Below are 16009 nucleotides of genomic sequence, written 5' to 3'. Positions count from 1 at the left end.
CAGACTTTTGAAAGCGTATTTTCACTATCTAAATAGTGTTTTTTACTTATCGTTGTCCAATTGGAACATACACTTGATGCGTAGGTCCATTATAATCAGCACGTGGACGGATTAAACGGTTGTTTTCATATTGTTCTAGAATATGAGCTAACCAGCCTGACATACGGCTAATCGCAAAAATAGGTGTAAATAAGTCATGGTCGACTCCTAAACAATGGTATACAGATGCTGAATAGAAATCAACATTTGGTGGAAGACCTTTTTCTTTTGTTACAATGTCTTCAATTTTGATAGACATATTATACCATTTCTCTTCTCCTAAAAGCACGCATAATCTCTTAGACATTTCACGTAAGTGTTTCGCACGTGGATCACCATGCTCATATACACGGTGGCCAAATCCCATAATTTTCACTTTATTTTGAAGAGCATTATGAATATATGATTCTACATTTTCTTCTTCGCCAATTTCAGTTAACATCTTCATTACATTTTCATTTGCTCCGCCGTGAAGAGGACCTTTTAATGCACCGATTGCTGCTGTAATACCAGAATATACATCTGAAAGTGTAGCTACGCAAACACGTGCAGTAAATGTAGAAGCGTTTAACTCATGATCTGCATGAAGTACAAGCGCCTTATCAAAAGCTTCGATTTCAACTTCATTTGGCTCGCGATCATTTAACATGTACAAGAAGTTTGCAGCTAATGATAAATCTTTTCTCGGCTCAACAACATCTAAACCTTTACGGATTCTTGCATAAGCAGCAACTAAAGTTCCCACTTGAGCCTGTAATTTAACCGCTTTCAAATAATTGGACTTTCCATCCATTATTTCAGCGCTCTCATCGTATAATGATAGCATGGAAATTGCAGTTCGTAAAACAGACATCGGGTGTGCGATTTTTAAATCTACTTGTTTCAAATATGTTAAAATCTCACCTGGCACTTTATAGTATTCAGATACAGTGTCTTTAAATTCCGCTAGTTCTTTTTCGTTAGGAAGCTTGCGATGCCATAATAAGTACACTACTTCTTCAAATGTAGCATTCTCAGCTAAATCATCAATATTATACCCAACATAAGTTAATGTATCATCAATAATAGAGCTCACAGATGATGTTGTTGCTACTACCCCTTCTAAACCTCGAATAACAGTCATGACATTCTCTCCTTTTCCTGAAAATTCTCCCAACCTTGCTCCTTATATCTATTTGCTCCCCTTATAAATTATGAACGCCCGTTCACTCTTTAGGCAAGCAAAATGCACGATCATGCAATTTTTTTGCGATGTTCCCCTCTTAATGTCCATTGCCTACATGGAAGCATGAGCGTGAATGTCTCCCCGAATCCTCACGCTCAGAACAAAAAGTTAGTGAGGAAAATAAATTCCGAAGAGTTTTATGATAAAAACAACATAAAACAANNTTGTTTTATGTTGTTTTTATTTTATTTGGTGTAAAGTCTCTGCTGTTATGTAACTTTTCAAAGTTTCTAATCCTATTATAAACAATTATCTGACTTTTGTGAACAGAAAGAATTCAAAATTTTTATATTACTATAAAATTCCTTATTTAAACATCTGTATAATACTCATAACTGCATAGGCAATTCCAGCCCCAATTAACGGACCTACAGCAACCCCATTAAATAAGGCAACTGCTATAATCGTCCCAAAAACAAGTGCAGTTGTAATATGAGGATCCGTCGCCAATAATTGTACGCCGCCTTTCGCTAACAAAGCAACCGCTACCCCTGAAGCTAAAGCAATCCACGCATAATACGATTTCGCTGCTTCTCCAAGTTGTTTAAAACCTATTTCCCCTGTTGCAATTGGTACAAGCACCGCTATTGTAATAACCGTCACACCGAGGTTAATTCCTTTTGTTTGTAAATAAGGAAAGACTTTATCTCCTAAAAACGTAAACTTTAATAAAAATAACACACCGACAGCTACAGTAAGCGATTGGTTTTTCGCAATAAGTCCTATAATAAGTAGTATGAATAAAAATAAAGTTGACTGACTAATCATGATTACACTTCCTTTCTGAAAATAATGAACTCGTTTCCAAACAAAAATACCTTTAAACCTATCGTTATACATGCTATATCGATGACAATAAGGCAACAACTTCATTATTTATATGCATTTTCAAATTACAAAACGAGACTTTAACAAAAAAATTAAAGCATGTATACATTTTTGAAAACGCTTGTCTCTCCTTTCTTTTCTAATAAGAAACAGGTAAAATAAAAAGAAGAGAAAATGAATTTTTTACCATATAGTAGAAGCATCATCAACAGGCTTTCGCAGTCATTCATGCACTTAAAAAGCAGGCCAAATCCATCATTCCACTATAACATAAAGTGAAACTTTAATCAGTGAAGCACACTCGTTATAAGTTGAACGAATTAGGATAATCCAAATTGGAATGGGAGGTAAACATCTTTGAACCGAAACTTACTATATATGATATTGCGACTCATATTTGTCATTGTGGCAACAGTAGTTGGGTTCTATGCATTGCTATACATGTCAGGACTTATCTATCCTTTTATTATCGCTTTTGCATTTGCTTATTTGATTAATCCTGTCGTCAATTTCCTTAATCAAAAACTACAATTTCCTCGCGCACTAGCAGTACTCGTTAGTTTAATTCTCGTATTCGGAGCTATCGTCGGGCTTGTTACATACCTTGTAACTGAAGCAATATCTGCCACAACATACTTACTACAAATTGTTACAGTGAAGTTTCCAGATATCGTTACATTCGCTCAACAATTTGCACTTAATCATATTATGCCTCTCTACGATGATTTAATCTCTAAATTTAATCATCTTGGAGAACCACAGCGCTATACAATTACACAAAACATTCAAAATTTAGGAACCGAAGCAACAACACAAATGAAAGAACTTTTAACCGCCATTATAAGCGGGTTAACAAATTTCATTAGCGCATTACCAACAACTTTAACTGTTCTTGTATTCGTTTTATTAGCCACTTTCTTTATTAGTTACGATTGGCACCGCCTTGCTCAGAAAGCAAGAAAATTGCTACCGAATCGTGTACACGGCTACGGAAAAACGATTTTTGTCGACTTACGAAAAGCTTTGTTCGGTTTTGTTAAAGCACAACTTACACTCGTATCTATGACAACCGTTATTGTGTTAATTGGACTTTTAATATTACGCGTACCATACGCTATTACTATCGCAATTATTACAGGCGTTGTAGATTTACTCCCCTATTTAGGAACAGGAGCTGTCTTCGTTCCTTGGGTTATATACGTATTTTTCACTGGCGACACCGCATTCGCCATCGGTCTTCTCATCTTATACATCGTCGTGATTGTCCAAAGACAAATTATGGAGCCTAAAGTACTTTCATCTAGTATCGGCCTCGATCCATTAGCGACACTAATCGCTCTATTTGTCGGCTTTAAGCTCTTTGGTTTCTTAGGATTAATCATCGGTCCAGTCACATTAGTACTACTTAATACATTGCACAAAGCTCATGTATTCCATGACTTGTGGAAATTCATTAAAGGCTCACCATCAAAATAATAAATTCTAATTCACATACAACAAAAAACTTAACTGTAATCAGTGGGAAATTCCCACTGATTATTCATTGTACTTATTTTTATATTAATTACATTTTAAACGAGAGGGTTTCCTAAAAAAGGATAATTTTCTTGTTTTTTTGCATAGAAAACGCATATTTCGTGGCGTTTTTACATTTTTATTCTATTCCCTTTATAATTATTACTTACATTTATTACTTTTTATGTAAATGAATAAATATACAAAATAGCATAAGAGAAGACTTTTCACCAACAATTTCTCCGCTCTAATATCATTTCTTGATGCTACTTAATCTTATATATAACGTTGAGAATTATATATTGAACCGAAAATACACAGGGAACACAATAAAGCAGAGGTTCATCCCCACTGATTACAGCCCACACCAATTCGGACAGTTATCTCCCACCTAACTTCCTAGCATTCGCCGAATTTTGAAGCAGGAGTCTTGCTATCCGGCAAATAGCCGGATAAAACAATACTTTAATCTCCCGCACCAATCAGGCTTTTGCAGGATAAAAAAATAGTGCTTAGATTGCTATAATCTAAGCACTATTTCTGAATAATAATAGTAGATTTCTTTCTAAACTTCCATTCCATCCACTTCATAACAAACGGCTTCAATAAAGCCCTCGTTACAGGAATAACAAAGATAAACCCTATTATATCCGTCACATATCCAGGAAGCACCAAAAGAATACCTCCTATAAAGACAAAAATACCATCTAGGACTGCATCGCCCGGCATTTCTCCTCTATTTAACCTAAATTGAATCTCTCTAAGCACTTTAAACCCTTGTCGTTTTGCCAAATACACGCCTACAATTCCTGTAAATACAATCATAGCGAACGTAGACCATAAACCTATTACATGACTTGATCCAATTAAGACCGTAATCTCAATCGCAGGTATTAAAATAAGTAAAAATAACAACCATTTCACGGTTCCACACTCCTTTCATATTCTATCAAAAAAACTCAAACATTATCTCTTCTAACATTACCTTTAAAGCACTCACAACGCTCTTATAAGCTCCCAAAAAGATAAACAACCTTTCCCTATTAAAACTCCATAAGAAACGATTTTTAAAGCATTTCCAGGCTTTTTAAGCTATCTATATCTCTTTTTTGTGTAAAAAAAAGAGAAGGACTCCGATCCTTCTCTCCGTATTACTTATAGCACTTCCGCATGTCCATTATAAACAATTCCGCGTGCTGCATCAACTGTTACTTCTTGGCCATTTTTTAAAGTTGTTGTTACGCCATTTACACCCACGATAACAGGAATACCGATTGATACACCTACAACAGCTGCATGGCTTGTTAGACCGCCTTCTTCTACAACTAAAGCAGCAGCTTTTTCGATTGCAGAAATCATATCTTTATCTGTGCTTGTTGTAACAAGGATATCACCTTTGTTTACGTTCGCTACAGCTTCAGCAGCTGTTTTCGCTACAACTACTTTACCTTTTGCAGCTTTACGACCGATTCCTTGTCCTTTAGCAACTTCTTCACCAACAACATGGATTTTCATTAAGTTTGTTGTACCAGTTTCAGCAACTGGTACACCAGCAGTGATTACTACAGTGTCTCCAAGTCCGATTAGACCCGCATCCATACCTGTTTGAATTGCAGTATCTAACATTTCGTCAGTAGAAGCTGCACGCTTATCAGCCATAAATGCTTGTACACCCCAAACAAGTGCAAGACGACGTCCTACTTGCTCGTCAGTTGTTACAGCTACGATTGGAGATTTTGGACGGTATTTAGAGATCATTTTCGCAGTATATCCACTTTCTGTTGGAGCTACGATTGCAGCTACACCAAGAGCAAGTGCAGTGTGCGCAACAGATTGGCTAATTGCATCTGTAATTGTTGGAGTGAACTCTTTAATACGTTTTTTGAACATATCTTCATATTGTAATGATTTTTCAACACGTACTGCAATGTTAGCCATCATTGTTACTGCTTCTAATGGATATTGACCAGCAGCTGTTTCACCTGAAAGCATGATTGCATCTGTACCATCGAAGATTGCGTTAGCTACGTCACTTGCTTCCGCACGAGTCGGACGCGGGTTACGTTGCATAGAGTCTAACATTTGTGTTGCAGTAATAACCGGTTTACCTAACACATTACATTTTTTGATTAGACGTTTTTGTACTAATGGTACTTCTTCTGGCGGAATTTCTACACCCATGTCACCACGAGCTACCATTAAACCGTCAGAAACTTCTAAGATTGAATCGATGTTGTCGATACCTTCTTGGTTTTCAATTTTCGGTACAATTTGGATGTATTGAGCGTTATGCCCTTCTAATAATTCACGAATTTCTAATACGTCAGATGCTTTACGTACGAAAGATGCTGCGATGAAATCAACTTTTTGCTCGATACCGAAAACGATATCTTTTACGTCTTTTTCAGTAATACCAGGAAGCTTAATGCTTACGTTTGGTACGTTAACACCTTTTTTATTTTTTACAGTTCCGCTGTTTAATACTTTTGTACGGATGTTTCCGCCAGCCTTCTCGATTACTTCTAGTTCGATAAGACCGTCATCGATTAGAATACGAGAACCTGGATCTACATCGTCATAAAGACCCGCATAAGATACAGAGAACTTCTCTGCAGTACCTAGCACTTGCTCAGTAGAAATAACTACTTCTGCACCTGTTACAAGCTCAGCTTGCCCGTCTACGAAGTCGTGAGTACGGATTTCCGGACCTTTTGTATCAAGTAAAATACCAACTGTTTTACCAGTTTTCTTTGAAGCTTCGCGAATGCTTTTAATACGAGCTCCATGCTCTTCATGACTACCGTGAGAGAAGTTTAAACGAGCAACGTTCATACCCGCTTCGATTAATTGTTCTAATTTCTCAATACTTTCACTAGCAGGACCTATAGTACATACAATTTTAGTTTTACGCATATTGCACCTCCGAAAATTATGAAACCGTTCCCAAATATCTGACATTAAACCGATTAGATGGATAACTCTTTAGATAATTGATACATATCTTTGTCGATTGTATGCTTTTGAGCTAACGCTTCGATAATGTCATGATCAACAAGTTTATTATTTTGAATACCAACACAACGTCCGCCATTACCAGCGATCAATAATTCAACTGCTCTTGCGCCAAGACGACTTGCTAATACACGGTCTTGTGCACTTGGTGATCCACCACGTTGTACGTGACCTAATACCGTTACACGAGTATCAAAATTTGTTGCTTCTTCAATGTGCTTACCGATGTCAATTGCACTTCCAACACCTTCAGCTACAACGATAATACTGTGCTTTTTACCACGGTCACTACCACGTTTCAGACGAGCGATAACATCATCCATGTCATACTTCTCTTCTGGAATTAAGATTGTTTCTGCACCATCAGCTAAACCAGCCCATAATGCGATATCACCAGCGTGACGTCCCATTACTTCAATAACATATGTACGTTCATGAGATGTAGCTGTATCACGAATTTTATCAATTGCATCAATAACAGTATTTAAAGCTGTATCGAAACCAATTGTGAAGTCTGTTCCAGGAATATCATTGTCAATTGTACCTGGTACACCAACACATGGGAATCCTTGTTCAGTTAATTTTTTAGCGCCTTGGTAAGAACCATCTCCACCAATAACAACGAGTCCTTCGATACCGTGTTTCTTTAATTGCTCGATACCTTTTAATCGTACTTCTGGGTCTTTAAACTCAGGACATCTTGCTGTATATAATTTTGTACCACCGCGGTGGATAATATCGCCAACAGAACCAAGTTCTAATTTTTCAATATGACCAGAAATTAAACCAGCGTATCCATGGTAAATACCATATACTTCAATATCATGGAAAATCGCTTTACGAACAACTGCACGAATGGCAGCATTCATACCAGGTGAATCCCCACCACTTGTTAATACACCAATACGTTTCATTTGTACTCACCTCATAAAGATTATTTACCTTATAATAAAATAACACGAAAAAATATAAAATTACAATGGAGAAGATGTGTCTTTTCACAATAAAAACGTGCATTCGCGAAGTGGAACGCACGTTTTTATTATTTTATCCAAATGGAAGCGTTTGAAAACGAAACTTGCCCAATTTTCATATATTTTTCATAACGTTTTTCGATTAATTCATCTTTCGAAATTCCGTTTAATTGTTCAAAAGTTTTTCTAATCATTAAGTCTATATTTTCCGACTGCTTCAAAACATTACGGTGTGCTCCACCTTTTGCTTCTGGAATAATTTCGTCAATTACACCTAATTCTTTCAAATCTGCCGCTGTAATTCTCATCGCTTCTGCAGCTTCCCTCGCTTTTCCTGCATCTTTCCAAAGAATTGCCGCTGCGCCCTCTGGCGTAATAACAGAATAAGTGGAATTTTCTAGCATATGAATGTAATCTCCTACTCCAAGGCCTAGCGCGCCACCACTACCCCCTTCACCGATAACGATACAAATAACAGGTACCGTTAAACCTGCCATTTCAAATAGGTTGCGGGCGATAGCTTCACTTTGCCCACGTTCTTCAGCAGCTTTACCAGGATAAGCTCCTTTCGTATCAATAAAACAAATAATTGGACGATTAAACTTCTCCGCTTGCTTCATGAGACGCAGTGCTTTTCGATATCCTTCTGGATGAGGCATCCCAAAATTACGACGAATATTTTCTTTCGTATCTTTTCCGCGTTGATGCCCAATTACAGTTACAGGCATCCCCTTATATTTCGCAATGCCGCCGACAATCGCTGCATCATCACCAAATAGGCGATCTCCATGACATTCGAAAAAATCAGTAAATAAGTGCTCAATATAATCGAGCGTTGTCGGTCGTTCTGCATGACGAGCAATTTGAACACGGTCCCATACTTTCATATTGCCGTATATGTCTTCCTCTAAATTTTCTAGCTTGTCTTCCAAAATGCGAATCTCCTCACTGAAGTCCATCTGGCTGTTTTTCGTATAGTCTTTCAGTTCACGAATCTTATTTCTTAGCTCAACAACTGGTTTCTCAAATTCTAGCTCTGCCATACAGCCATTTCCCCTCCTTGATGAACTTCTAAAATCTTGCGAAGTGATTCTTTCATATCATCACGATGCACAACCGCATCTAATTGACCGTGGTCTAGTAAGAATTCTGCCGTTTGGAAATCTTCCGGTAGTTTCTCACGCACGGTTTGTTCAATTACACGTCTACCGGCAAATCCGATAAGTGCGCCTGGTTCTGCAAGATTATAATCACCAAGTGAAGCGAAACTCGCTGAAACCCCGCCCGTCGTTGGATGAGTCATAACAGAAATAAATAATCCTCCTGCATTACTATGCTTTTTCAAAGCTACGCTTGTTTTCGCCATTTGCATTAAACTTAATATCCCTTCTTGCATACGGGCACCACCCGAAGCAGTAAAGATAATAAATGGAACTTGTAAGTCGTATGCCTTTTCAACCGCACGGGCAATTTTTTCTCCTACTACAGAGCCCATACTCCCCATTCGAAAACGAGAATCCATTACTGCAACAACAACAAGCATGTCATCAATTGTTCCTTCACCAGTTACAACCGCTTCGTTCAATTCAGTCTTCTTACGATCGCTCTCTAGTTTCTCTTCATATCCAGGAAACTCGAGTGGATTTAATGAAACCATCTCTTTGTCATACTCACGGAATGACCCCTCGTCCAATATACTATTAAGACGTTCCCATGCATTCATAGGATGATGATATCCACAGTTCACACATACTTTTAAATTTTTTAGAACTTCTTTCGTATACATGATTTTTTTACATTTCGGACATTTTGTCATAACACCATCCGGCACATCTTTCCGTACTTGTTCTGAAGGTATTGCAGCATACTTTTTCTTTTTCACGAATAAATCTCTTAGCACAATTTGACCCCCTTCGTTGAGAGCTAAGGTTAGCGTAAGAAGAAAATGGGGCTAACACCAAAGTTTGATGTTAGCCTTATCTTCTCAATCTGTCTAATAACCTCTCTCTTTACGTTTAACTTTAACCGCTATGCGGTAGAATGTTTGTCATAACGTGTCATGGTCATTTCGACAAATTTTATACATTACGAGTGAAACTGTATATTCTCTACTAATTCATCGTAAATTTTTAGTGCATCATTTTCTTGTTTTTCTTCCAAAATCGCATAAAGCTTTCTATACAAATCGATAGAGTCTCCTGAAACTTCACAAGAAAGAGTTGCTACATAATCATTTACGATCATCCAAATGCGATATAGTAAATAATTATCGACTTGTTCAATAAGTGTTTTAAAGAACGTTTGATGAAGCGTTGGAATTGAGCTTTCATTTCCTTCAAGTACTTGATCTAATTTCCTTAGTACTTTAGAAAACGTTTCTTTCGGTAAATTACATACAATTCGAATCATATCTTTTTCAAGCAATCGTTTTGTTTGCAATAAATCACGAATTGTTTTCTCATCTTGCAGTAAAAACGGAGCGATTAATTGTACAAGACCGTTATCGTAAAAGTTTCGAATAAACGTTCCTTCACCACGTCTCGTTTCAATTAACCCTACAAGTTCTAGAGCACGCAATGCTTCTCTTACAGAGGAACGTCCAACGTTTAAGCGTGAACTTAACTCACGCTCAGACGGCAAACGATCCCCCGCTACCAATCCATCCTCTTCCATAATGGAACGGATTTTTTTTACAATTTCGAGATATACTTTTGTGTTTGATGATGTCAATGGAAATTCCTCGCTTATTCTTTACCAATCAGCGCTAATTGTTTTGTTTTCTCAGCGATCTCGTTTGGATCTACTTGACGGCGAGCTACTCCTGTCTCCATTGCAGCTTTCGCAACATAAGCCGCTACTTGAGGCGCTACACGCGCGTCAAACGGTGCTGGAATGATATAGTCTGCATTTAACTCATCTTCTGCTACAAGCTCTGCAATAGCCTGTACAGCTGCCATCTTCATTTCTTCATTAATTTGTGTCGCATGTACGTCAAGTGCTCCGCGGAAAATACCAGGGAACGCTAGTACATTATTTACTTGGTTCGGGAAGTCAGAACGACCTGTTCCAACAACAGCTGCGCCCGCTGCTTTTGCCAATTCTGGCATAATTTCTGGAACTGGATTCGCCATTGCAAAAATAATTGCATCGTCATTCATTGTACGAACCATCTCTTCTGTTAATGCACCTTCTGCAGATACACCAATAAATACGTCCGCACCTTGTACAACATCAGCTAAAGAACCTTCAATACGATTCTTATTCGTATATTTTGCAACTTCATCCTTCACCGGATTCATACCTGCAGGACGACCTTCGTAGATCGCACCTTTACGGTCACACATAATAACGTCACGTACACCATAGCGATATAAAAGTTTAATAATTGCAATACCTGCTGCACCTGCGCCATTTGCGACAACTTTAATGTCAGACATTTTCTTTCCAACTAATTTCAATGCGTTCACAAGCCCCGCTACTGTTACGATAGCTGTTCCGTGTTGATCATCATGGAAGATAGGAATATTCGTTTCTTTTTTCAAACGTTCTTCAATAATGAAGCAGTTTGGTGCTGCGATATCTTCTAAGTTAACGCCGCCAAAAGTTGGCTCCATTAATTTTACAGTTTCAACAATTTTATCTACATCGTTTGTATTTAAGGCAATTGGGAATGCATCTACACCAGCAAAGCTCTTGAATAATACAGCTTTACCTTCCATTACTGGAAGAGATGCTTCAGGTCCAATGTTACCAAGACCAAGTACAGCTGTTCCATCTGTCACAACTGCTACCATATTTCCCTTCATTGTATATTCATATACCTTACTTTTATCGTCATAAATTTCTTTACAAGGCTCTGCAACCCCTGGAGAATATGCAAGACTTAAATCTTTTGCATTTTCTACTTTTACTTTTGACACAGTTTCTAATTTTCCTTGATGCACTTTATGCATGTGAAGTGCTTCTTCACGAAGTGTTGACAAACTATCCACTCTCCTCAAATTATTCTTGCTGATATCAATTTCTCCAAGTGGTCTGACCACGAACACTACTACTATAATAATCGAAGTGTAGGGAAATTGTCCATTATATTTTCACAACCACATTTTCTTCCCCGACAATTTCACGAAGTGCTCCTAAACATTCTTCACTTGGATAAATCGATAAACTTCGAGATAATTGTACCATTTTATGTTCCTTTTCATAATAAATTAGTACTTTCGCAAAACCTGAATAGTCAAACAATAATTTTGTAACCTGATTTAAAAGCTTTTTCTCATACTGAGACGGCAATTTCACGTAAACGGATGCGTCTTTCTTTTCTTCGTAAACATCCATTTCTTCTAATGGATATATTCCGTTTACAATCCATTGCAGCTTATGGTTTCTTAGCTCAATCGTACCATCGACTAAAACAATTGCTCCTTCTTGTAACCTATTTGCAAAATGGATATACGTTTCCGGAAACATAACACCTTCCATCTCATCATTTTGATCACAGAATGTAATAAACGCCATCTTTTGCAACTTTTTCGTACGAATCACTCTCACACTTGTTATATACACGATAGCTCTTTGTACTTTTTTCTTATGTCGCATCGCCTGAGCGAGTGATGGAATTTCTAATTCTTTTGCTAACTTCACATACTGCGCTGTCGGATAACTTGATAAATAAAAGCCCAGTGCTTCTTTTTCTTTATTTAATTGTTCAATAAAAGATAGCTCTTCTCCTTGTACGTATTTTGATTTTGGAACAGCATCTCCTAAATCACGTGCAAGATTGGCGTACTCTAACGCTCCTTTAAGACTTTTCCATAAATTTGTTCTCGAAATACCAAAATCATCAAAACATCCCGACCAGACGAACGCCTCTAAATTTCGCTCTGTTACAAACTTTGATGGCATACGAAGACAAAATTCAAATAAATCTTCGAACATTTTTTTCTCGCGTTCTTCTAATAATGCCGTCACTGTAGCCATTCCGATATTTCGAATTGAAAGTAAACTGTAACGTATTGCATTCCCTTCTATTTGGAAGTTGTAACCACTTCTTTGAAGAGACGGTGGCAAAACGTGAAAACCTTTCCGCTTCGTTTCTCGTATATACTGCACAATCTTATCTTCATTTCCAATTGCACTTGATAATAATGCCGTCATAAATTCCAGCGTATAATTCGCTTTTAAATAGGCAAGTTGATATCCAATCATACTGTAAGCTACAGCATGACTTCGGTTAAAACCGTAATTTGCAAATCTTACAATTAAATCGTAAATTTTATTTGCAGATGTCTCTTCATAACCGTTTTTCAAACAACCTTGCACAAAATGCTTACGTTCTTGATCTAAAATATCACGATTCTTTTTACTCACTGCACGGCGCAATAAATCTGCTTCTCCGAGCGAAAATCCAGCTAACTTCGAGGCAATTTGCATAATTTGTTCTTGGTATACAATTACACCGTATGTTCTTTCTAAAATCGGTTTTAAATCCGGATGTAAATATTCAATACTTCTTTTTCCATGCTTCGATTCAATAAAGGTGGGGATTTGTTCCATCGGTCCTGGTCTATATAGCGAGTTAACAGCAACAATGTCTTCAAATTCATTCGGTTTTAATCCGCGAAGTACATTTCGCATACCACCTGATTCAAGCTGGAATACACCTGTTGTATCCCCTCTCCCTAACAATTGAAACGTCTTTTCGTCTTGAAGAGGTAACTTTCTTATATCAATTTGCTCCCCCGTTTTTTTCACGATAAACTTTATAATATTTTCAAGTAACGTTAAATTACGTAATCCTAAAAAGTCCATCTTGAGCAACCCGAGTTCTTCTAATGCATCAGCTGGATATTGTGTAACATAAACATCGTTATGCCCTTCTTGAATCGCTATACTTCCCGTTAATGGTTCTTGACTCATAATAACGCCAGCTGCATGAATAGACGTATGACGCGGTAAGCCTTCTACACGCTTTGCAATCTCAAATACACGTTCATGCAAAAGATTTCCTTGAATAAACTCACGAAGCGATTGTGATTCTTCATAAGCATCTTTTAACGTTATACCAAGCTTTGACGGGATAAGTTTTGAAAATATATCAATATCTCTCGGCGGCAGCCCCATTACACGTGCAATGTCTCTAATTGCTGCTTTCGCCGCAAGCGTACCAAACGTTACAATTTGCGCAACACGAAGCTGACCATATTTATCTTTCACATATCGAATCATCTCATCACGTCTTATATCTGGAAAATCGATATCAATATCCGGAAGTGTCACACGTTCGGGATTTAAAAATCTTTCAAATAATAAATCGTATTCAATCGGATCAATATCCGTAATTTCTAATACATAAGAAACGAGTGAGCCAGCAGCCGACCCACGGCCTGGTCCTGTTAAAATATGATTTTCATGCGCATACTTCATAAAGTCCCATACGATAAGGAAATAATCACTAAATCCCATGCTAGAAATGACATTTAATTCATGATTCAAACGCGCTATATGCACTTCTTTCGGCGTACCATATCGTTTACGCATACCTTCTTCACAAACACGGCGCAAATACGTATCATTCGTTTCGCTAGATGGAACAGGAAATTTCGGTAATTGATTTACATGAAACTGTATTTCTACATTACAACGTTCTGCGATTTTTGCTGTGTTATAAATAGCTTCTTCTGCTTGGGAAAATAGTGCTCCCATTTCATCTGATGACTTTAAATAATATTGATCCGTTTTCATTCTCGGTCTATCTGGATCCGTCATTTTCGTTCCACTTTCAACAGATAATAAACATTCATGAACAAGTGCATCACTTTGATTGATGTAACGTACATCATTTGTTGCAACGACTGGAACGTTTACTTTATTAATAAATTCAGGTAGCTTCTCTTGTAAAAGCAGCTCATCTTGAATCGCATGATGCTGCAAACTTATATAAAAATCGCCGAACATATTTTGATATGTTCGAGCTACTTCTTCAGCCTGACTCTCTTTGTCTTCTAATAATAACTGCTCAATTTCCCCGTCTTTCCCTGGTGAAATTGCAATTAGCCCTTTCGCATAATGCGCCAGCCACTTCTTCGGAATACCTTCTTTCGATTTCGTCATAATGCTACTAGAAATCTTTAATAAATTTTGATAGCCTATTTCATTTTCAGCAAGTAAGACAAGCGGATAAGACCTTTCTTCTTCTTCACTAAAAATAGAAGCTGTTAAGCCGATAATAGGCTGTATACCATTTTTCTTACATGCTTTATAAAACGGAATAACGCCATACATAACATTTTCATCCGTAATAGCCAGCGAGGAAAAACCAAGCTCTTTCGCCCTGACTACAAGCTCATCAATTTTACAAGCACTTTTTAATAAACTAAAAACGGTTTGACATTGTAAATGCACAAACTTCACTGTTGTACCCTCTCTTTACCTATTTGACTACTTTTATTATAGGTGAAGAGGAAAGTGGAAATCAAAACATACTTCTTATACTTTGTCCATATATATGAAGAAGAAAGGGGAATGACGATGGATGTAAGAGAACATACTTTTTTCTCTCTGCTTATTATTAGTTATTTTATTGCCTTTGGGGTTATACTTGGCGGTTCATTAATTGGCGGATTTGGTGCATTTCTTATCGGAAAACCAGCTCTAACTTATATTAATCAATTTGCTCAAAATTTAAGAATTTGGGCACTTGTTGCAGCAATTGGCGGAACATTTGATACTTTTTATAGCTTTGAAAGAAGTTTCTTTGGCGGAGATATGAAAGATATCGTAAAACAAATTCTCCTTATTTTTTTCGCAACTGGTGGTATGCAAACAGGTCTTACTATTATTAAATGGCTAACGCAGGAACATGTATGAGAGTACCAAGTGCCAATACAGCTAAAAGATGGTATTTAGTTTTAGCTGGTGCTGCCGTTGGAGGCGTATTGAGCTGGTTTGTTTTTTTGTACATATACGGTGTTTTCCAGCAAGAACAAGCTAGTAAAATAGCACAGCAACGAGAAATTATAGAAAAGCAAGAAGCAAAACTCCACGTCCTTCTCGAAGATCAAGAGAAATTGAATACAGAAAACAAACGACTCTTAACCATCCAAGAGATTAAAATAAAAATTATAAATCGAGAAAAATACGATTTAGACAACCTTACACTCGAAAATATGACCACTTCTATCCATAATGATCTTCAACATCTTTTAACGAAAAACATTCAAAGTATCGCAAAAAACAAAGACCTTCTCAAAAAAGCAATCGAAAATAAATCGTACAAACATTACGATCGTATATATCGTTTTAAAGTCGATACAATATCTTTTGATACTGTGCTTGAAATTAGCATTGCTATAGAGAAAGAAAAATAAAGAAGGAGGGCTTTAGCGCCGCTCCTTCTTTTCGTTTTAACATATAA

13 protein-coding genes are annotated in these 16009 nt (G+C 37.2%); 3 read left to right on the top strand and 10 right to left on the bottom strand.

Translation table 11 applies throughout. From position 1 onward, the window contains the following. Positions 1-46: 46 nt before the first annotated feature. Positions 47-1195 carry a citrate synthase gene (gene citZ, locus COC96_RS12540; RefSeq protein WP_141436523.1) on the bottom strand — a complete coding sequence of 383 codons (1149 nt, stop codon included), beginning with the start codon at positions 1193-1195 and terminating at the stop codon, positions 47-49. Positions 1196-1570: 375 nt separating this feature from the next. Further along, a complete protein-coding gene (locus tag COC96_RS12530) occupies positions 1571-2032 on the bottom strand; it encodes a DUF441 domain-containing protein (protein ID WP_098268836.1) in 462 nt (153 codons plus the stop codon). 417 nt (positions 2033-2449) lie between these two features. Here COC96_RS12530 and ytvI point away from each other — a divergent pair, with 417 nt between their 5' ends. After that, complete coding sequence (ytvI, locus tag COC96_RS12525; protein ID WP_098268837.1) at positions 2450-3568, top strand: sporulation integral membrane protein YtvI; 1119 nt, start codon at positions 2450-2452, stop codon at positions 3566-3568. A gap of 573 nt (positions 3569-4141) precedes the next feature. On the opposite strand, the gene COC96_RS12520 is transcribed toward ytvI, so the two are convergent. The 8 genes from COC96_RS12520 to dnaE form a co-directional block, all read right to left on the bottom strand. Beyond that, a complete protein-coding gene (locus COC96_RS12520; protein WP_098768882.1) occupies positions 4142-4531 on the bottom strand; it encodes an FxsA family protein in 390 nt (129 codons plus the stop codon). 231 nt (positions 4532-4762) lie between these two features. Next, positions 4763-6520 carry a pyruvate kinase gene (pyk, locus tag COC96_RS12515; RefSeq protein WP_098768881.1) on the bottom strand — a complete coding sequence of 586 codons (1758 nt, stop codon included), beginning with the start codon at positions 6518-6520 and terminating at the stop codon, positions 4763-4765. 53 nt (positions 6521-6573) lie between these two features. After that, positions 6574-7533, bottom strand: coding sequence for a 6-phosphofructokinase (gene pfkA / locus COC96_RS12510; protein WP_097905752.1), 960 nt, complete (start codon positions 7531-7533; stop codon positions 6574-6576). Positions 7534-7661: 128 nt separating this feature from the next. Beyond that, on the bottom strand, positions 7662-8636 hold the full coding sequence (gene accA / locus COC96_RS12505) for an acetyl-CoA carboxylase carboxyl transferase subunit alpha (RefSeq protein WP_097905751.1): 975 nt from the start codon (positions 8634-8636) through the stop codon (positions 7662-7664). Continuing rightward, entirely contained in the window at positions 8624-9493 is an 870-nt protein-coding gene (gene accD / locus COC96_RS12500; RefSeq protein WP_098268840.1) for an acetyl-CoA carboxylase, carboxyltransferase subunit beta, read from the bottom strand. The genes accA and accD overlap by 13 nt, the downstream gene beginning before the upstream one ends. Positions 9494-9678: 185 nt before the next feature. Next, a complete protein-coding gene (locus tag COC96_RS12495; protein WP_098268841.1) occupies positions 9679-10323 on the bottom strand; it encodes a FadR/GntR family transcriptional regulator in 645 nt (214 codons plus the stop codon). A gap of 14 nt (positions 10324-10337) precedes the next feature. Beyond that, positions 10338-11546 (bottom strand): NAD(P)-dependent malic enzyme, encoded by a 1209-nt coding sequence (locus COC96_RS12490; RefSeq protein WP_170959836.1) that lies wholly within the window; start codon positions 11544-11546, stop codon positions 10338-10340. A gap of 133 nt (positions 11547-11679) precedes the next feature. Continuing rightward, the gene (dnaE, locus tag COC96_RS12485) at positions 11680-15006 is read right to left on the bottom strand and encodes a DNA polymerase III subunit alpha (protein WP_098268843.1); all 3327 of its coding nucleotides are present in this window, start codon (positions 15004-15006) and stop codon (positions 11680-11682) included. A 42-nt stretch (positions 15007-15048) separates the two neighbouring features. On the opposite strand from dnaE, the gene COC96_RS12480 reads away from it, so the two are divergent. Together COC96_RS12480 and ytrI are read left to right on the top strand one after the other, a co-directional pair. Further along, positions 15049-15462, top strand: coding sequence for a YtrH family sporulation protein (locus COC96_RS12480; protein ID WP_141535886.1), 414 nt, complete (start codon positions 15049-15051; stop codon positions 15460-15462). Then, entirely contained in the window at positions 15459-15962 is a 504-nt protein-coding gene (gene ytrI / locus COC96_RS12475) for a sporulation membrane protein YtrI (RefSeq protein ID WP_098268844.1), read from the top strand. Before COC96_RS12480 ends, ytrI begins: the two co-directional genes overlap by 4 nt. The last annotated feature ends 47 nt before the right edge of the window (positions 15963-16009 follow it).

This window comes from Bacillus cereus (genome assembly GCF_002577405.1).
Classification (GTDB): Bacteria; Bacillota; Bacilli; order Bacillales; family Bacillaceae_G; genus Bacillus_A; species Bacillus_A cereus_AU.
The sequence above is the reverse complement of the archived record's forward strand: the minus strand, read 5'-3'. Positions and strand labels throughout refer to the sequence as shown.